The following is a 19,152-nucleotide window of genomic DNA, read 5'->3' on the forward strand; positions in this document are numbered from 1 at the left end:
AAAATCACGATGAAGAAAAAACAAAATCTAAGGGATATCGATACCCGGAAACATTCTGGCGAACACAGCCACGATGATGGCCATAACCACAGTAGTCCGGAAAAAGCATCAAAATTTAGAACCTACCTACCCGCTATTTTCAGTTTTGTAATGCTGATTGCGGGTATTGTCATCGATTATTTTGATGCCTTCCCGTTTTTCGAGGGTTGGGTTCGAATAATCTGGTACGTTGTAGCCTATATTCCTGTTGGGTTTCCCGTTATTATTGAAGGTTGGAAAAGTATAAAAAATGGGGATTTCTTTACCGAATTCCTTTTAATGTCACTCGCAACATTGGGGGCATTTGCCATAGGCGAATATCCCGAGGGCGTGGCAGTAATGCTTTTTTACGCGGTCGGCGAGCTCTTTCAAAGTGCTGCGGTCAAAAAAGCGAAGGGTAATATAAAAGCCCTTTTGGATGTGCGTCCCAATGAAGCTTTGGTATATCGTGATGGCGATTTTGTTTCCGTCAACCCCGAAACGGTCGAGGTTGGTGATAAGATTCAGGTACGGGTGGGCGAGAAAATCCCTTTGGACGGTAAACTGTTATCCGAAAAAGCTTCGTTGAATACTGCTGCCATTACCGGCGAAAGCAAACCCGATACCGTTGCAAAAGACGACAAGGTTTTTGCCGGAAGTATCAACCTCGATGGAGTTATTGAAATCGAGACCACTAAGGAATTCAAGGACAGTTCAATTGCCCGTATCCTGGATTTGGTACAGAATGCCACCGCCCGTAAATCAAAAACGGAACTGTTCATTAGAAAATTCGCGAGGGTGTACACCCCCATCGTGGTATTCCTTGCCATTGGACTGACCTTTGTACCCTATCTATTTGTCGAGAATTACATCTTTGAAGATTGGTTGTACCGTGCCTTGATCTTCCTTGTTATTTCTTGTCCCTGCGCATTGGTTGTTTCGATTCCATTGGGCTATTTTGGTGGTTTGGGAGCAGCCTCGCACAACGGTATTCTTTTTAAGGGAGCTTCCTTCTTGGATACAATGACCAAAGTGAATACCGTGGTAATGGACAAAACGGGAACGGTTACCAAAGGGGTCTTTAAAATCAAGGATGTTGTTAATAATGACACTTTCGCGGAAGCGGAATTTATGAAATACCTGATGGCGATGGAAGAACAGTCCACCCATCCCATTGCCAAGGCGATATTGGAATATAAGACCAAAGGTGCGGATTTTGAAGCTTCCGAAGTATCTGAGGTGGCAGGAAAAGGCTTGAAAGGCACAGTAAACGGTAAAACGGTTTTAGTGGGCAATAAGGCTTTAATGACCTCAAACAATATAGAAGTCCCTGCGGAAACTGAAACCATTGTAGAATCTATTGTAATGGTATCAATTGATGGGAAATTTGCAGGCTACGTGACCATTGCCGACGAACTGAAGGAAGATGCCCACGAAGCAATCAAACAAATCCGTAAAGCGGGAATATCAAGAATCATAATGCTTTCTGGTGACAAGGATTCCATTACCAAAGAAGTTGGTAGGGAAATGGGTGTGGATAGTGCAATGGGAGGATTATTACCGGAAGATAAACTCAACGAAGTGGAACGGCTTCAAAAAGTCACCGGCACTACCGTGGCTTTTATTGGTGATGGCATCAACGATGCTCCTGTACTTGCGACCAGCGATGTAGGTATGGCTATGGGAGGTCTGGGCAGCGATGTCGCCATTGAGACCGCAGATGTCATCATCCAGACCGACCAGCCTTCTAAAATTGCCCAAGCCATTAAAATTGGGCGTTCCACCAGACGAATCGTTTGGCAGAATATAGGCTTGGCATTCGGGGTTAAAATTGCCGTTATGGCATTAGGTGCCTTTGGAATGGCGACAATGTGGGAGGCCGTATTTGCCGATGTTGGAGTGGCGTTTTTAGCAATACTCAACGCCGTAAGATTACAGAAAATGAATTGGAAATAGTTTAACAAGATGTCTCAAAGTAGAAGAAATAGAAGAAAGAAAAAAGCTCAAAAACCAGCTAAAAACAAAATCACAAAAAAAGATAAAGTCAAGGGAGTTATTGTACTTGTCCTCTTGGTTATTGCCTCATTTCTGCTTTACTTTTTTGTGCTAAAAGGGAATATTCATAAGCATTGAGTAACCAAGGGATTTACAAACTAATAAAGTTTATAAAATGATTCATATTATCACCACAGGGGGAACTATTGAAGGCCTGGATTATGAAAACCCAGAAAATAATTTAGAGCAAAGTAAAATCACTATTCGGGAGTTTCTTGATTCTGCCAATGTTTCCTTTCCCTACATTATCGAAAAAGCATTCGCCAAAGATAGCCGATCAATTACCGATGAAGACAGGATGTTTTTACTAAAAAAAATAAAAGCTTCCAATGCGGAAAAAATCTTAATAACCCACGGCACTTTTACGATGGAAGATACCGCATTTTACCTTGGCAATAAGGGCCTTGAAAAAACTATTGTTCTCGTAGGCTCATTTATAATAGGAAACTCTAAAGATACGGATGCCTCTTTCAATTTAGGGTTTGCCATTAGCTCTTTACAATTTCTAAAGCCCGATGTATATATTGCTATGAATGGTAAAATTTTTCATTGGAAGGATGTTACCAAGAATACAGATACCAACAAATTTATGTCCAAAAATAAAAATTAAAAATGTTTGGCACACCGATACATTGGACAACTTTCTTCTATCTTTTAATAGATACTCTCATCGTATCGTTTACGTTTTACCACCATTCATTTAAAAAAATTAGGAGTAACCATTTTAGGTTTTTAAAGCTTGGTTTACTTTTTATAGCATATAATGGCACAGGGGGGTTTTTACCCTTTGAAAACTTTCCAGGCCCATTCATCCTTCAATATATTATTACTTACGGTGTAGCTATAACCCTCTGCATTTACTTAATATACTACTTATATAAAGAATATGATATTCTTGTTGTTAGAATACATTTTTCAATTAAAAATTTGATAATTCTGGCAATTAGTAGTTTTATCTTATTATTTCTTATTCCTTACTTTCTTACCAGTTCCCTTTATTGGGCTAGAGTACTTTTTACAGTTCCCATATCAATAGTGGCTTTTGTATTTCTTTGGTTCTTTTATAAAAGAATATCAAACCTCGAAAATCCCAATTGCTTTTTTCTAAGGCGAAATAAATTTTCAATCCTAAGCGTAAGTTGTATCGCATTACTACCTATTTTAACAGTAATTGGTGATTACCAATGGTTAACTTTTACTGTAATGAACTTGGCTTTTTACGCTATTACCGCCATTGAAATAGAAAGGTATCTTTACCTACTTGAGAATAAGAGTAAAATGCATAAAATTTTTGATTGGAACAAAAAACAAAATGAATATCCTGCAAAGGACAGAATAGTTTATGAAAACTTAACCAAACGGGAAATTGAAGTCGCTTTATCAATTTTAAGTAATCAGTCTTATAAAGAAATTTCCAAAGATTTATATATTGCCGAAAGTACAGTATCTAAGCACGCATCTAACATCTACAAGAAAACAGGGGTGAAAAATAGGCGACAATTCTTATTAGGCTTTCGTAAAAAGTTCAAAAAATAAGTTAGGATAGTATTCTATTATTTACCTATAAATACTCAGGTTTAATAGATTTCCGTAGGAAAATACGGTTTTTACGTAGCCAAATACGCTGTAATTCACTTGTATTTTATTGTTTTAAATTTATCTTTAAATGAATTCACTTAAACTCTTTAAAAATGATCTGTAAAATGATGGGTGATGGATTTACAGTTACAAGCAGAAATACTACTGGAAGGACTGAACGAAATTAAGCTTAAAAACAATGATATTTTGAATAGGGCTTTTCGTTCTATTGAAGTATGCCGTAATCTTCTTAGTTTGTTCAAAAAGGAAATTATTGCAAATGAATTTGGTTCCCTAGAACAAGAGATAGACTTTTTTAAGAACATTAAACAAATCCCGCTGGTACAGCTCATTTATTTCTCAGAAATCCATTCTTTAGAAATTCAATTTCCAAAAGTTGACAAAAAAGCCCAACTTAAATTCCTAAAAAAGAAAATTGGCAAGCTTAACCGTTTCTTTCTCTATAATATTGATTTCGGGCAGTATGTCAATTCCAAAGCTACCCATTTTGATAAGGAATATTATACACGTGATTATTTGGACACTTATCATATAACCACTTCAAAATTCTACTTTCAGGATCCCGAGTTTTGCACCCCAAGGGATATGCTCTTAGGTAAATTTAAAGCATACAATTTATTGGTTGTCTATTTGGATGAGCGATTATTTAAGCTCAAAAATAATCTAAATGAGAAAAGTGTTAAATCGAATACAGAAAAAATCCCCTGGCCATTTACCAATACCGATTGGGTGGAGCTAGTTTATGCTTTAAGTTTTGCCGGAATAACAAATCAAAATGATTTAAGTATCATCAAACTCTCCAATAAGCTTCAAGAGATTTTTGATTTTAAACCTACCGCAAAAATTTACAATACCTACCAAGACATAAAAAATAGAAAACACAGCAGAACATTGTTTCTGGATTCACTAAGTACCTCCCTAATTTCTGAGATGAACAAGAGTGAAGAATAATTCTAAAAACTGTTAAAAAAAGTCCGTACTACGGTTGACCTATCGAAATCCTGCTTTTTAAGATTCTCCATTTAATCTGATTCTTTTAATCTCATAGTTTCCGTAAGAAAAGACCCAAAACCTATCATAATCAGTCGAATTTCAAAATGTTAAATTTTGTCCGTACTACGGTCGTTATGGGGAATAAAATCCACTAAACCAGGCCAAATTTGTAGAACGAAAGTCAAATCCTGCGAGGGGCTATCAATTAAAATGTTTAACCTTTTGGTAGTCCCTTTCTTTTAAAACCGTTCTATTATGCCTACAAGTATTATTACCACAGACGATCTTCGTGAATTCAAAATGGAATTACTCGATGATATTAAAAAACTGCTTACCAATCAGTCTAAAGGAAAGCTAAAAAAGTACCTAAAATCCTCTGAAGTAATGGATTTACTACAAGTAAGCCCAGGAACTTTACAAAACCTACGCATTAATGGCACGTTGCCCTACACCAAAGTGGGTGGCATCATCTACTACGATGCCGAGGAAATCCAGAACGTGATGACGGCCAACCGTGTGCAGCACGGATTAAATTCTTAGGCGATGAACTATATAAAGCTACTCAATGCGGCTTTTGAAAAATTCTTCTTCGATGACCGCTTGAACCCAACGCATATCAGCCTTTATATGGCTCTGTTCCAAGAATGGAACAGCAGCCGATTTGCTGATGAGTTTTTTGTGAACCGCAGGGAACTGATGCGCGTGGCCAAAATAGGCTCTAAATCTACCTATCATCGCTGCGTTACCGACCTAAACTTGTGGGAATACCTATCCTATTTCCCATCCAATAATCCATACAAAGGGAGTAAGATCAAGATGGCCATTATCGGGACAAGTGATGAACCGGATATGGGACGGTACAATCCCGAATTGGAACAGCTTGCGGAACGGTACCGTCCCATACGTGAACCGGTAGTGTACCAGCACCGTCCCAGCAACGGACAAGCTGTGTACCAGCACCGTCCCGTGAGTGGACAAGCATTGGTATCTAATATAAACAATACCAAACAGGTAAACATTAATAAACAGCCAAAGGGCAGGCAGGCCGTTTTAGATTTTTTTATTGAAAAAGATTTTAATGCTGATGAAGGAAAAAAATTCTTTGCGCATTATGAAGCCAATGATTGGAAAACAAGCGATGGGAAAACAATCAGGGATTGGCGTGCATTGGCCACAAATTGGATGGATAGAACCGAATTGTTTGCCGAAGAAAACAAACCAAACAAAAAGGGAGCCTCCCTAAATCGGGACAACCTCAAAACCACTAAAACCAAGGATTATGGACAACCCCTCTAAAATAACCGAAGGCGGCGTGGAATATTCGCTGGGCAAATTTGACGGGAAATGCGTGCTTTACGATTTCCCGAAAATCCTAATTTACTTGAATGCCAAGGGAAAGCTGCTTTTTGGAAAGAAATTTAAAATTTATGAAGAGGACAAGGATATTTTGCTAAAGCTCTGTTCCTACTTCATCAAGGACAAGGAAAACTGCCAAAAATTTGATATCGATGTTGAAAAAGGCATTTTGCTTTCTGGGCCCGTTGGGTGCGGTAAAACCAGTTTATTGAAACTTTTACGGCATTTAGTACCGTTGCAACGCCCTTATGAAATGATCCCTTGCCGGAATGTAGCATTCAGTTTTAACCATCTTGGTTTTAAAACCATTGAAGACTATGGAAATACGAAGTTTTTCTGTTTTGACGATCTGGGCGTTGAACCGGCCGGAAGGTTTTATGGCAAGGATCTCAATGTGATGGGTGAAGTTCTACTATCCAGATACGAGCTGTTCCTACAGACCAAACACAAAATCAAGACTCACGCGACAACGAACCTGAATGCAGAAGAATTGGAGGAACGTTACGGAAACCGTGTTCGCAGCCGGATGCGGGAATTGTTTAATTTAATTGCCTTTGATAAAGGGGCTGGGGACAAGCGGAAATAGATTTGAAAAAAACTGACACTATTCAAAGTATACTTGCTTCTGTTTTTTTTTTCAATTTCTCGGTGCGTAATAAATAATGCAAACACCCAATAATGCAATCAATGCTCCTATTATATCGTATTTGTCGGGCGAATAATTGTCAAACTTCATCGACCATAGTAGTGACATTACAATAAAAACTCCGCCATAAGTTGCATAAACTCTCGCAAAGCTTGCGGTTTGCAAAGTTGCAACCACACCGTAAAATGCAAGAAGTAGGCCTCCTATTAAACCATACCAAATAGGCTTATCTTCCTTCAACCATAGCCAAATAAGATAACCTCCACCGATTTCGCAAAGTCCTGCTAAAATGAATATGGGAATTGATTTAATAATCTGCATTAGCAACAATTTTTATTTTCTTGAATTGGTGGACAAGGTACAGTTCCATAAGAGCAATAAACACAACAATCTCCTTCGTTTGGTTTTAGAACCGTTTTACAATTCTCACACTCATAAAAGAATTGACAAGCGTTTGTTGGCATTTCCTCTACTTTTTTATGTCCGCAGGTTGGACAGGTAATTTCTGATTTTAATATAGTTTCCATTCGATTTTTTGTTAAAGCATATGTGTTATGTCCGAAGCCAATGTTGGATATGAGAAAATCATTGTTCTAATATCATTAACCTTCATCTTTGTTTTTATGGCCATTGCGAAGATATTTATTGTTTCTTCTGAATTGGGTCCGATTAAATGCGCTCCCAAAATTGTTTGGGTTTCATTGTCAATTATAGTTTTGAACGCATATTCTTCTACATTCAAGCGTTTAGCATTGAACCAATTGCCAACCCCTTTATAGTTTATCCTAATGTTGTAATTCAGCTCTTTCGCTTTCAATTCAGTAAAGCCAACAGAAGCCATAGTAGGCAAAGTAAAAACTACCGTTGGCATTGGTGGATAACTTATTTCTTTAGAATTGCCTTTAATTATATTTGAAGCAACAGTATGACCTTCCAAAACTGCAACTGGCGTTAAGGGCAAACCTTCTGAATATGCGGCATCGCCCGCTGTATAAATGTATGGATTTGAAGTACTTTGAAGGTATTTGTCCATCGTAATACCTTTTTTTGTAAAGGCTATCTTTGCTTTCTCTAAATTCAAATCAAAAATTGCTGGTGGTCTGCCGGCAGAATTAAAAACAGTTTCTGCTTCAAAATTTTCTGTTTTTTCAACGGATTTACCTTTCACTCTATACTTGTTACCGACTTTTTCAATAGCGGTAACCTCTGTATTAAGAATGAGTTTTATGCCTAACTCTTTTGTGGCAGAAACAAGATGTTTTACAATATCCTGGTCAAAATTTCCCAACGGATTTTCTCCACGATGAACAATAGTAACTTCTGCTCCACATCGAGCTGCTATATGCGCAAACTCAAAAGCAATATATCCACCACCGATAAATAATACCGATTTTGGTAATTTTTCTAAATTCAAGAAATCGGTACTGGATTTGGCAAAGTGCCCTCCTTCAAATTCTAAAACTCTTGGCTTGGAACCCGATGCGATTACAATTTTGTTGGCTTTTACCTTCTCATTTCCGACTTCTAATGTGTTTTCTGACAGGAATTTTGCTGAACTATGATAAGTGTCTATTCCGTTTTTTTTATATCCTTTTTCAATTTTCGGTGGCATTTCATCCACAAAGGATTGTTTAAATGCCATTATGTCCTTCCAATTGACTTTAGGTATGGTATCTATGCCATTACCTTTAAGCCTTTTAGCAAAGTCTCGTACTTCCGTAGCGCCAATAATTACTTTTTTTGGGTCACAACCTCTCAATGCGCAAGTGCCACCATACGGTAATTCATCTGTGATTCCGACTTTCAGGCCTTTTGAAGCGCATTTGTTGGCGATGGTCATTCCCGCCATTCCTGAACCAATTATAAATACATCATATTCTTTCATACTAATTGATTTCTTTTTTGTCGGTTACTTTATAACCTGTTGAGTTAATTGCTTTCTCAATTTCCGTTTCGTTCGTTTTGGTTTGGTCAAATTCAATGATTGCATTTCCATTTTCGTAGGACGCTTTTGAGTTTACAATTCCATTTAGTTTATTTACTTCGTGATTTACGTGTTCTTGACAGCTCGCACAAGTCATTCCGCTGATTTTAAATTCAGTTGTTTTAATGTCCGATTTGTCAACTACGATTATTTGCTTTTCTGTGTTTGGGTAAAAAATTCCTGAATAGTATGGGAAAGCCAACATCACAATTGCAAATACGGTTACAATTCCTAAAAACTTTTTTGATTGAATAAATTTTGGTTTTTCGTCCGTCTCACATTCGCAGTCAATTTCTTTTTTAGGTTTTAGCTTTTGATACCAAGCAAAACCCAGAACTAAAATTGTCAGTCCGATTAAATAAGGTCTAAAAGGTTCTATCCAAGAAAATGTTGAAGCAATTCCGCTTGTTCCTGCGATTAGAGCCAAAACTGGTGTAATACAACATAATGATGCTGTAATTGCAGTTAACACACCTGCACCTATTAATTTGTTGTCACTTTTCATATCGTTTCTAAAATTTTGTTTTTATCAAGTATCTCAAAAAACGGATTTAGCATTTTTTCGTATTCAGTTGTGAGTGAGTAAAAAATCGTTTGGGCTTCTCTATCGGTTTCCAATAGATTTCGGTCTTTCATTTTCCTTAAATGTTGAGAAATAGCAGAAATGTTCATTCCGAGAATATCACTTAAATCACAAACACAAAGTCTTTTTTCCTCAAAGAGTAGGTAAAGTATTTTCAGCCGAACGCTATTTCCGACCAATGAAAGTCCATTCGCTAAATAGTCGAACGATTCACTTAATTTCGAAACTGTGTCTTTGCAACGGTTTATTTGTTCAATATCCGCTTGTTGTCTTATGCAAGAATTATTTTCCATAAAACAAAATTACGATTATTTCTTATTTAAGCAAATTCTTAAATAATAAAATTATAATTCTTTCAATTTAATTGCCTTTTATAAGATGTCTGGGGATAAGAGAAAATAAAAATAAAATTCCTTAATTTATAATAAGTCTAAATAAATATAATTTTTATATTTGGCAAAAATTAAATTATCGACCAATGAAATTCAACTTAAAATTACTATTTGCCACGTTTAGTTTATTTAGTTCTATTGCATATGCACAAACAACATTAAAGGGTACCGTCAAAGATAAAAATGGCGAACCCCTTATGGGAGCCAATATAATGTTAACCCCATCCAAGGGAACCATTACCGATTTTGAGGGAAAATATTCCATTAAAAATATTGAGAATGGCAATTATACTGTCAGGGTTAGTTTTTTGGGATATAAATCGAAGAACAAACTTATAGAGATAAACAGCCAAAAAGCTATCACACTTAACTTTACCCTTATGGACTCAAACCAAGAGTTGGGGGAAGTCATAATCACTTCCAACAGGACCCGTGAAACTTTGGACGAAGTGCCTTCTTCCGTCTCGGTATTGAACGCTCGCCAAATCGAAAATCTAGCTCAAACGAGTAATTCTGTCGCAGATGTACTGACTGAAGTACCCGGCCTGGCCTTAAGTTCTAACCGAACAAGCAGTACCGGACAGACTCTAAGAGGAAGGAATATGCTTATATTGATTGACGGAATCCCACAGTCCACACCTCTTCGTAAAGGAGGAAGGGATGTAAATACCATTGACCCGAGCACCTTGGAAAGAATTGAAGTGATAAAAGGTGCCACCGCAATATATGGGAATGGTGCAGACGGTGGCATTGTAAACTACATCACCAAAAAACCCAACACCACCAAAAAATTGGAAAGTACTACTTCCATTGGGGCTGAAGGCGCTTTGGCGGATATTGATAAAACCGTAGGGGCCAACGTGACCCAAACATTTTCTGGGCAGCTTGGCAAGTTGGGATACGTGACAAGCGGAAGGTTTAGGCAAACAGGTGTTTATAAAGATGCGAACGGTGCGGTTTTGTCGCCATTTTATGGTTTGGGAGAGACAAGTCAGTACAGCCTATTTGGCAAATTAAATTATCAAATTACCGAAAAACAACGGGTTGAGTTAATGTACAATTACTTCAGCAGTAACCAGGATTCCGATTATATTCCCGAGGTTGGCATTTATGGCCAAACCCCAACCATTGGTATCCTTGGGGAAGACCTGGGGGAAGATCAGGGCAATAGGTACAATCATAATGCACAATTAACCTATGATTACGATGATATTTTTGGGAGTTCCGATTTCAGGTTAAATCTCTATTTGCAGGATTTTAAAACGGTCTATGGTTATACAGACAGTTTTTACGATCCCAATTTAGGTTTCGATGGCGGACAATCATCAATATTATCTACAAAAAAAGGGGCAAGATTAAACTTTAAAACCCCGTATTCTTTCGGTAATGTAACGGGGAATATTCTTTATGGAGTTGATATTTTAAATGATAAAACTTCTCAGGAATTAGTTGATGGCAGGAAATGGGTGCCGCAAATGGATATGAAAAATTTTGCGCCTTATGCACAATTAAAAACACTTTATACAAATTTTGTCCTAAAGGCAGGGATCAGATTAGAAAATATCAATATTCAGGTTCCGGATTATACCACACTTACCAGGTATAATGTAGGCGAAACAACTCCCAATAGTGGCGGGATAGATATTAAAGGGGGAGAATTAAATTACAATGCCACGGTATTCAATGCGGGGATACGTTATAACAAATGGCAGGCGTTTAAACCTTTTGTTAGTTTCTCCCAAAGTTTTTCGGTTGCAGATTTAGGAAGGACATTACGCTCTGCAACAGAAAATACTATCAACCAAATAAACTCTGAAGCCGTGATAGCAAATAATTATGAAGCTGGTTTTAATACCCATTTAGGAAGCACAAGTTTGAGCGGTGCATATTTTATCAGTACCTCAGATTTGGGTTCTACTTATAGGGAAACCCCAAGCGGTGCCTTTGAAATATTAAGGCAACCTGAAAAAGTGTACGGATTTGAGCTTTCTTTGGATACCGAACTTTTGAGGAACGTCAATTTTGGAACTTCGGCTTCTTATACAGAAGGTAAAATAGATACCCAAGATAATGGGGATTATGACACTTTTATAGGAGGGGATAGAATCCCACCACTAAAGCTTGTTTCCTATGTTTCCTACAAATGGAACAATAAGTTTGATGCACGTCTAACCCATATTTACAGCGGCGATAGAAATCGCTTTGAACCAAATGAAAACGGGGGGTATACGTATGGTAAAGGCCCGGTAAACAGCTTTAATATATTTAACCTTACCACAAACTATCAACTTACCCCTACTACAGAAATAGGCGTTGGTGTCAGAAATTTATTGAATGAAGATTACTACCCGCCAATTTCCCAATGGAATGCAAGGGACTCCAATTACATAAAGGCCAATGGGACGCAATTTAATGTGTCGCTTACCGTACATTTATAGCAGTGTGATTATATGAAAAACAGGGTCCTATTAAAATACCATTCCTATTTCGGAATTATTGCAGGCACATTTTTATTTGTTATGGGCATTACGGGCTCTGTATTGGTTTTTACAGAAGATATAGACCATCTGCTTTTTAGTAAATACGATGTGGAAAACAACACTACCGATTTACAGTTAGATAAAGCCACAGCAGTAGTTCAAGAAAAATTTCCTGATTGGGACACCAGGATAATTAAGTTCGGGAAGGGCAAAACTATTCTATTTAATTTAAGGAGACCGGAAGCTAGAAAATATGTTTTTGTCAATCCCGGTACAGGTAATATTATCAAAGTTATAAATGCGAACACTCATTTTACGAAATGGATTTTAAAACTGCATTATTCCCTGTATTCCGGGATTATCGGTAGGTTTCTGGTGCTTTTTGCAGGAATTGCTTTTTTTCTTTCTTTGCTTACCGGGATCATCCTTTACCGTAAAATGATTGTTAAAACGCTTTTATTTAGAACTAAAATAAAAAAGAGCAATAAAAGGACTTTTTATTCTGCCCTTCATCGATATGTGGGGGTCTGGGCCGTGTTATTGAATCTCGTCATTGCAATCACGGGGATCTTTTTGGCGTATAAAGTTGTCAATTCAGGATTGAGTGAAAGTGTAGAACCTTCGCCCCCCATAGTAAAAACATCATTGGAAGCATCTTTAATTAAACTTGAAAAAGAATATCCTAATTTCAGAGCAAGCTACATTAGGTTGCCCTCTTCAGAAAAAGGGAATATTATTTTTAATGGCACTTTCAAAAATGATCCGTTTTATTTAAGTAAATATTACAATAAGGTCTCCGTCGATTATAAAACCGGAGCTGTTGTAAGTATTTATAAGATTAATGAAGCAGACTTCATTACTAAGTTCAATAGTAGTATCCTGCCGCTCCACTTCGGTCAATACGGAGGTTGGGTCAGTAAAGTTATGTACTGTATCGTCGGGCTGTCCGGTCCTTTTTTATCCATATCTGGTTATTTCATCTGGTTAAAACGAAAAAAATTACGTCGCATTTAAGAAATTGAATGATGAACTTTATGCAGTACCTGATTAATCCCTCATTTTAATTTCGGCATTTCAAAATCACTATTATATAGGTCAATATCAATTCCCGAATAATTCTTATCACTTTTAGAAACAATTCTTTCATAGTTGTATTTTTAAGTAGTTATCCATTCCCAACAAAATAGCCAAGGCCGTTGCCTTGACATTTGAGGTTTCTAAAAAATAGGCACTTTCATCGCTATTGGTAAGAAACCCCAATTCAACCAAAATAGCTGGGCAATGCCCAATTGTTTCCCTTAGCACTTGAAAGTTGGCAAATTTCATCCCCCTGTCCTCAATTTTAAGATGAAGCTTGGCTTCGCCCAAAATTTCCGTCCCCAGGGCAATCGATTTTTTAATGTTCGGCTCTGAATCTTCAGAAAAGGAATTCAGGGTATAAACCTCCATTCCTCTGGAATTGTTTGTGGAAGCATTGCAATGCAGGGAAACGAACATACAGGCGTTTAAAGACTTCGCCAATCGGCTCCTGTCTGAAAGCGGTATAAATCTGTCATCGTATCGCGTTAAATAAATATCGTACCTGCCTTTGAAAATCATTTTATTCAGTATGCATATTTCTTTTGCAATCCCAAGAACCACATCGTTTTCTTTAATTCCATTTAACCCTATCGCACCGGAATCTTTTCCACCGTGCCCAACATCAATAACAATTCGTTTTTGGGTTACCGGTTCTTGTCCCAAAACGAAGCACATTTTTAGGAGCAAAAAGACAAAACTGACGTTTTTGAGCACTTTTTTCATTTTCACTTTTCGAGTTATCAACACCCTACCATCCGAAATCCATAGAATTTGATATCAAATAACACCATCCAAATTCAATTCAATACAAATAATATTTTATTCACAAATATTTGATTATCAGTTATTTGTAAGCAAATATATGTATTTTTCCCTTAACGAAAATGAATCAAAAATTTAAACTGTTCCGTTATGAAAAAATCAATCTATCTGGCAACTTTTTTGTCTTTGCTCTCAACATCGCTTTTTGCCCAAATTGGAGGCATCGAAGATTCGGTCGATGATGTTTCCAATACCATCAGAACCATTTTCCCGATCATCCTTGGGGTCATCTTCCTTATCGGTTTCCTTTTCAATGCAGGGCACTTCTTCGGGGAAAACGCTGACCTTAAAAAAGGGATTACCCGTGTACTTGTATTTGTTCTGATTGCCGGCGCGGTCGTGGGCATCTTTACTTACCTAATCGGCATCGTAGTCTAAGCCTCTAAGAGGCATTTTTAAAGTAATCAACTGTACTTATGAAAAAGTTCGAGGTCTATAAAAACATCAGGAAACGGGCGGTCATTTTCGGACTGCCCATATCCCTGTTTGCCCTAATGATGGTTTCCATCCTCGCTTCACTATTGGTCATCATCTTCTCGTTCAGCTTCGGGATTATCATTGGCGTATTGCTTTTCAATTCAGCTTTGTATATCGCTTTGACCCGGATAACCGGCAATCCACAGCTTTTCCAGATAGCGAAAGCATTCCCTAAAATCATCAGTAACAAAAGAAACTCCGACATCGATTATGAATAAGATTAACCTTTCGGCATACCGACCCATCGCAGATATTCAGGACAATATCATTTTTGCCAACAATGGCAACGTAGTCTTATGTTACGAAGGCAATTTGCCCGAGATTTATTCCTTGTCCGAAAAAGATTTTGAGGATATGCACGGGGCTTGGTTTCAGGCTTTGAAGTCATTACCCGTGGGTACGGTAATCCATAAACAGGACATTTATTTGAAAAAATCCTACTCTTCGGAACAACTGCCCAGTAAAACCTTTCTGGAAAAGGCGACTCACGACCATTTTAAAGGGCGTGAGTATATGGAGCACCGCTGCTTCCTGTTCTTTATCCTGACCAAGAATAAAGCGCTCAACAATCCAAAATATGTCAACCCTTTCCGAAAGGTTTCAAAGAGTATTATTAGGGAACTCGATGATACCGTGCAACGTTTTATCGGCTCGGTAAGTGATTCGGTTTCCTTTATCAACAATAGCCGTAAAATGGAATTTCTTCCGCTTGAAGCGAAAGGGATTGAGCAACTGACCAATGGGTATTTCAATGGCTTCAATGAAGGTTTTGATACGGATATTTTACTTGAAAAGAAAAACGTCAATATAGGCGAAAATTATTTTGATGCCCTGGCCATCAACAGCGAACTGTGCTTTGGCGAAAGTGTACAGAGCAGCAAGCCCAATGAGAAATTCACTTCTGACGATTTTGTATTTCATCAAGGGTTTATTGATGGTTTAGGGCTTACGCTAAACGAAAACCACATCGTCAACCAAATTCTTTATCTGGACGATAAACAAAAGTGGCGCAAGCTGCTCGATAAGAAAGTCGAGGAACTGAACAAAAGTTCCAACTTTGGTTCGCAAAACAAAGTGGTACTTGGAAAAATCCAGCACATTCTTGACCAGATCAATGCCGATGATAATGCCCGGATTATTCGTGGTCATTTGAATATTGTCTATTGGGACCGGGAGGCCCGGAGCCTTGATAGAATTTCTTCTAAAATAAAAACCGAGTTTAAGGAATTGGATATTATTCCCTATTATCCACGGGGCGAGGAACGTAAGAATTACATTCTGAACAGCTACTGCTGTTTTTCTTCCAATTTCTCGAATAATGATCTGTACGTAACCGATCTGAAACACGCGCTTTGCCTGTTCATCAATAACACCAACTACAAATCGGATGCTACCGGAATCATCTTTAACGACCGGGAACATAATATTCCTGTTCTCAAAGATGTCTGGGACGAACAAAAAAAGCGAATCAAGGCACGGAATTTTGCCATTTTCGCGCCCACCGGTGAAGGCAAATCCTTTTTAGCAAACAATATCCTTCGACAATATTTTGAAAGTGGTGTTCGCCTGGTCATCATCGACCTGGGTGGTTCTTATACCAAATTCGCCAAACTCTATCCAGAACAGTACACCGTCTTGCGCTATGAAAGTGGAAAGAACCTGGGAATCAACCCATTTTACATCAGCGATATCAATGACCTAACACCGGAACGCTTGGAAGATTTATCGGTGTTCCTATTTGAGCTGTTCGCTTCCGATTTAAAAGTAACCAAGGCACAATCTGTTTCCGTCAAGAAAATATTGCGCCATTATTATGATAGCACTTTAGAAAACCACTCCTTGGATGGTTTTTATCATTTTATCGAGCGCAACCAAAAAGACCTTTTGGGTAAACTTAAAATCCATCGGGACTACTTCAATGTTACGGGCTTCTTGCACGTGATGTCGGAGTATGTTGGCGATGGGCTATATAGCTTCCTCTTTGAAGTCAGAGAAGACCAGACCTATAAAATCGAGGATAAACGTTTGATCGTTTTTGAGCTGGACGAAGTAAAGGACAATAAGGAAATCCTGTCCGTAATGTTGAAGCTCATTAAGTCCGCCATCCAACGAACCATTTGGAAGAACCGTGCGGAAAAGGGGATCATCCTTTTCGATGAGTTTGCCAAGCAGTTGAAGTTTGAAAACGTACTGGAAAGTGTTGAATTCTACTATCAGGCCATCCGTAAACAGAACGGAGCGATTGGGATTATTCTGCAATCCATCAATCAACTTCCAAATAATTCAACTTCGGCAAGCATCCTAGAAAATACACAGGTTATCTACAGCCTGAACAACGAGAAAGGCTATGCGGAACTTGTCAAGCGGCTTAACCTATCAAGCCACGATTTAAACCAATTAAAATCCATCAAGAACAATCTTTCCGGAAAACGAAAGTACACTGAAATGTTCATCAAGATTGGTAAGGAGAGTAACATTTTTAGGCTTGAAGTTCCCAAGGAAGTATATGCCGCTTATCTCACGGATGGAAAGGAAAATGAAGAAATAATGAAGCTTTTCGAAAAACATCAGGATATGGAAAAAGCAATCACGGAATATTCATCTTAAAATATATAAACAATGAAAACAAAACTCTTAATTCTCGCAATGGCATTACTGTTCAGCTTCAATATGAAAGCGCAAGGAATGCCTACTTATGACAATACCAATTTTATCAGCTTGGTAAAGCAACTTATAGAATCTGGGAAACAGACGGCTCAAATGATAAAGTCTGTAAAGTTCCTAAAAGATGCGAAGGAAAGCATTGAGAAAGTATCAAACGTGGTACAACAGTTAAGAGCTGTTCAAGAAATTGGTCAGAATAATCAGCGCCTTATCAATGTAATGCAAAATGACCTACAGGATATCCTGAACTCGCCTTACATCAAACCAGATGAAGTTAGCAGAGTTGTGGAATCGTTCGATGCCATAGTTCAAAACTCCTTGGAAACGGTTGACTTTATTGATCAAGTTTTATCAAGTGATTATCTAAAAATGAGCGATGCCGAACGTGCAGAAATCTTGAAAGAAAAAGAACTGGAATCGAAAGAAATGGTTTCGGAAATCACATTGAAAACTAAACGATACCGAGATATAATTTCTTTCCGCAAGATGCAGGATAAAATCAATAATAGGGAAACAGGATATTAATTATGACCGCGGCAATCATTTTAGGGATAGGCTTGGAATACGTTGATACCGTTTTCCAGACCATACAGAACAGCAGCTTCTCACAATATACCATTGCGGGAATGAAAACGCTTGCCGTACTGTTCTTTCTGATCAACATCCTCAAAAAATATAATGAGGGCGTTACAGATCAGGGTAGTTATACTTGGGGATTAAGTCCAGCGGAACTGATCAAAAATTTCGCGGTCGTTCTTCTGGTCATATTTTCAACACAGGTATTGGGCTTTTTTGACGGTATTCTGGTGGCCATCGAAGTACAATATCGGGGAACTGCTCCGGCTTTGTTGCCCTTGCAGATGCAGGATATTCCCATTGAGGAAGAGGTAAATATTATAAAAGCAGCCCAGGCCGCAATGTCTTTGCTTTATGAAGCTTTGGTAACACCACTTTTCGGTTTTAAGATATTTGCCTTCGTCGTGAGTACAATATTATGGATTCTCGATTTGTTCATTTACCCATTATTCCTTGCGGAACGTTTCTTCTTGTTGGGAATAATGCAGGCATTCTTCCCATTGGTCATAAGCCTTGCCGTTTTTGAAAAGTTCCGTTCGCTCGCCTATAACTTTTTCAAATTGTACGCTGCTGTTTATATGCTGGTACCTGCGTTCTTTCTGGTCAATGTATTCGTCAATGCGCTTTATACCGAGATAAATACCAATTTCTGGACGAACTTATTTGGAACTGACGTTGGTAGCGGCTTTTTTGCCCCGGTCGTACAGCTTGGTTCGGTAGGATTTATCGTCTTTCTAAAATTCAAACTTTACCGGCGCGCGACCTCATTTACCCTAAAATTATTTACTGCCTAAAACCCATACAAATGAAAACACCTTATAAAAATATTTACGCAGTCCTTAGAATTAATCGGTTCATCGTCTTGGCCGTTGTCATTTGCTCCGTTTTGTCCAGTTTCTTTGCCGTTTGGATGGTATTCAACATCAATAAAAAAGTCCTGAACAATGCCTTTGCGATCAATACCGATGGAAGTATTATTCCCCTAAAACTCGTTACCCAAAAGGAAAACTTTAAGGTGGAAGCCTTGGCCCATTTGGAACTGTTCCACAATTACTTCTACAACATTGATGCAAGCAATTATGAAAAGAACTTGGAAAAGGCACTTTGGTTGGGTAACAGTTCCGTGGACAATCTCTATCGCCAAAAGAAGGCCGATGGTGTCTATAATCGGTTACTGCAATATTCATTAGTCCAAAAGGTGGTCAGTATCGATTCCCAAGTCGAGGAAAAAAATGGAGTTTACACCTTCAAGACGGTTACCGTATTTGAAATCAATCGGGGTTCGATTATCGATACTTATGAACTGGTTTCCACCGGAAACCTGATTACGGTCGACCGAAACTTCCCCAACAATCCACACGGATTGTTGATTACGAACTATTTTGAAAAATCCCTTAAAAAACTGAACAATGAAAATTGAAAGCCCA

General features: G+C 38.1%; 21 protein-coding genes. 15 read left to right on the top strand and 6 right to left on the bottom strand.

Going from position 1 to position 19,152, the window contains the following annotated elements; all coding sequences use genetic code 11:
• Positions 1–9: 9 nt before the first annotated feature.
• The 7 genes from D9R05_RS00095 to D9R05_RS00125 all read left to right on the top strand — a co-directional run bounded on the left by D9R05_RS00095 (position 10) and on the right by D9R05_RS00125 (position 6,607).
• A complete protein-coding gene (locus D9R05_RS00095; RefSeq protein ID WP_121665802.1) occupies positions 10–1,974 on the top strand; it encodes a heavy metal translocating P-type ATPase in 1,965 nt (654 codons plus the stop codon).
• 214 nt (positions 1,975–2,188) lie between these two features.
• Positions 2,189–2,683, top strand: a complete 495-nt coding sequence (locus D9R05_RS00100; protein WP_121665198.1) for an asparaginase domain-containing protein — start codon at positions 2,189–2,191, stop codon at positions 2,681–2,683.
• A 2-nt stretch (positions 2,684–2,685) separates the two neighbouring features.
• A complete protein-coding gene (locus D9R05_RS00105; RefSeq protein WP_121665199.1) occupies positions 2,686–3,609 on the top strand; it encodes a helix-turn-helix domain-containing protein in 924 nt (307 codons plus the stop codon).
• A gap of 177 nt (positions 3,610–3,786) precedes the next feature.
• Positions 3,787–4,623, top strand: a complete 837-nt coding sequence (locus D9R05_RS00110; protein ID WP_121665200.1) for an RteC domain-containing protein — start codon at positions 3,787–3,789, stop codon at positions 4,621–4,623.
• Between the two features lie 297 nt (positions 4,624–4,920).
• A complete protein-coding gene (locus D9R05_RS00115) occupies positions 4,921–5,205 on the top strand; it encodes a helix-turn-helix domain-containing protein (RefSeq protein ID WP_008615594.1) in 285 nt (94 codons plus the stop codon).
• Positions 5,206–5,208: 3 nt separating this feature from the next.
• A complete protein-coding gene (locus D9R05_RS00120) occupies positions 5,209–5,961 on the top strand; it encodes a hypothetical protein (RefSeq protein WP_121665201.1) in 753 nt (250 codons plus the stop codon).
• Positions 5,945–6,607 carry a P-loop NTPase family protein gene (locus tag D9R05_RS00125; protein WP_121665202.1) on the top strand — a complete coding sequence of 221 codons (663 nt, stop codon included), beginning with the start codon at positions 5,945–5,947 and terminating at the stop codon, positions 6,605–6,607. Before D9R05_RS00120 ends, D9R05_RS00125 begins: the two co-directional genes overlap by 17 nt.
• A 51-nt stretch (positions 6,608–6,658) precedes the next feature.
• Here D9R05_RS00125 and D9R05_RS00130 read toward each other — a convergent pair whose 3' ends face one another.
• From D9R05_RS00130 to D9R05_RS00150, 5 genes are read right to left on the bottom strand one after another with little or no spacing between them, the layout of a single operon-like run.
• Positions 6,659–6,988, bottom strand: coding sequence for a YnfA family protein (locus D9R05_RS00130; protein WP_121665203.1), 330 nt, complete (start codon positions 6,986–6,988; stop codon positions 6,659–6,661).
• Positions 6,988–7,194, bottom strand: a complete 207-nt coding sequence (locus D9R05_RS00135; RefSeq protein WP_121665204.1) for a GDCCVxC domain-containing (seleno)protein — start codon at positions 7,192–7,194, stop codon at positions 6,988–6,990. The genes D9R05_RS00130 and D9R05_RS00135 overlap by 1 nt, the downstream gene beginning before the upstream one ends.
• A gap of 11 nt (positions 7,195–7,205) precedes the next feature.
• Positions 7,206–8,552, bottom strand: a complete 1,347-nt coding sequence (locus tag D9R05_RS00140) for a dihydrolipoyl dehydrogenase family protein (protein ID WP_121665205.1) — start codon at positions 8,550–8,552, stop codon at positions 7,206–7,208.
• A gap of 1 nt (position 8,553) precedes the next feature.
• The gene (gene merTP / locus D9R05_RS00145; RefSeq protein WP_121665206.1) at positions 8,554–9,156 is read right to left on the bottom strand and encodes a mercuric transport protein MerTP; all 603 of its coding nucleotides are present in this window, start codon (positions 9,154–9,156) and stop codon (positions 8,554–8,556) included.
• On the bottom strand, positions 9,153–9,527 hold the full coding sequence (locus tag D9R05_RS00150; RefSeq protein WP_121665207.1) for an ArsR/SmtB family transcription factor: 375 nt from the start codon (positions 9,525–9,527) through the stop codon (positions 9,153–9,155). The genes merTP and D9R05_RS00150 overlap by 4 nt, the downstream gene beginning before the upstream one ends.
• Before the next feature lie 185 nt (positions 9,528–9,712).
• Between D9R05_RS00150 and D9R05_RS00155 the strand changes: the two genes are divergently transcribed.
• Together D9R05_RS00155 and D9R05_RS00160 are read left to right on the top strand one after the other, a co-directional pair.
• Positions 9,713–12,064 carry a TonB-dependent receptor gene (locus tag D9R05_RS00155; protein ID WP_121665208.1) on the top strand — a complete coding sequence of 784 codons (2,352 nt, stop codon included), beginning with the start codon at positions 9,713–9,715 and terminating at the stop codon, positions 12,062–12,064.
• A 12-nt stretch (positions 12,065–12,076) separates the two neighbouring features.
• Positions 12,077–13,120: a PepSY-associated TM helix domain-containing protein gene (locus tag D9R05_RS00160; RefSeq protein WP_121665209.1), complete on the top strand. Its 1,044-nt coding sequence runs from the start codon at positions 12,077–12,079 to the stop codon at positions 13,118–13,120.
• 129 nt (positions 13,121–13,249) lie between these two features.
• On the opposite strand, the gene D9R05_RS00165 is transcribed toward D9R05_RS00160, so the two are convergent.
• The gene (locus tag D9R05_RS00165) at positions 13,250–13,909 is read right to left on the bottom strand and encodes an N-acetylmuramoyl-L-alanine amidase family protein (RefSeq protein WP_121665210.1); all 660 of its coding nucleotides are present in this window, start codon (positions 13,907–13,909) and stop codon (positions 13,250–13,252) included.
• Positions 13,910–14,098: 189 nt separating this feature from the next.
• On the opposite strand from D9R05_RS00165, the gene D9R05_RS00170 reads away from it, so the two are divergent.
• Genes D9R05_RS00170 through D9R05_RS00195 form a run of 6 tightly spaced genes read left to right on the top strand, consistent with a single transcriptional unit; the run spans position 14,099 to position 19,145 of the window.
• Positions 14,099–14,386 (top strand): hypothetical protein, encoded by a 288-nt coding sequence (locus D9R05_RS00170; RefSeq protein WP_031428457.1) that lies wholly within the window; start codon positions 14,099–14,101, stop codon positions 14,384–14,386.
• 38 nt (positions 14,387–14,424) lie between these two features.
• Positions 14,425–14,703, top strand: coding sequence for a hypothetical protein (locus tag D9R05_RS00175; protein ID WP_121665211.1), 279 nt, complete (start codon positions 14,425–14,427; stop codon positions 14,701–14,703).
• Positions 14,696–17,092 (top strand): TraG family conjugative transposon ATPase, encoded by a 2,397-nt coding sequence (locus tag D9R05_RS00180; protein WP_121665212.1) that lies wholly within the window; start codon positions 14,696–14,698, stop codon positions 17,090–17,092. Before D9R05_RS00175 ends, D9R05_RS00180 begins: the two co-directional genes overlap by 8 nt.
• 12 nt (positions 17,093–17,104) lie before the next feature.
• On the top strand, positions 17,105–17,674 hold the full coding sequence (locus tag D9R05_RS00185) for a conjugal transfer protein (protein WP_121665213.1): 570 nt from the start codon (positions 17,105–17,107) through the stop codon (positions 17,672–17,674).
• Positions 17,675–17,676: 2 nt separating this feature from the next.
• Entirely contained in the window at positions 17,677–18,519 is an 843-nt protein-coding gene (locus tag D9R05_RS00190) for a hypothetical protein (RefSeq protein ID WP_121665214.1), read from the top strand.
• An 11-nt stretch (positions 18,520–18,530) separates the two neighbouring features.
• Entirely contained in the window at positions 18,531–19,145 is a 615-nt protein-coding gene (locus D9R05_RS00195) for a conjugal transfer protein TraK (RefSeq protein WP_008615580.1), read from the top strand.
• Positions 19,146–19,152 lie beyond the last annotated feature (7 nt).

It is taken from the genome of Mesonia aquimarina (assembly GCF_003667275.1).
In the GTDB taxonomy this organism is placed as follows: Bacteria; Bacteroidota; Bacteroidia; order Flavobacteriales; family Flavobacteriaceae; genus Mesonia; species Mesonia aquimarina.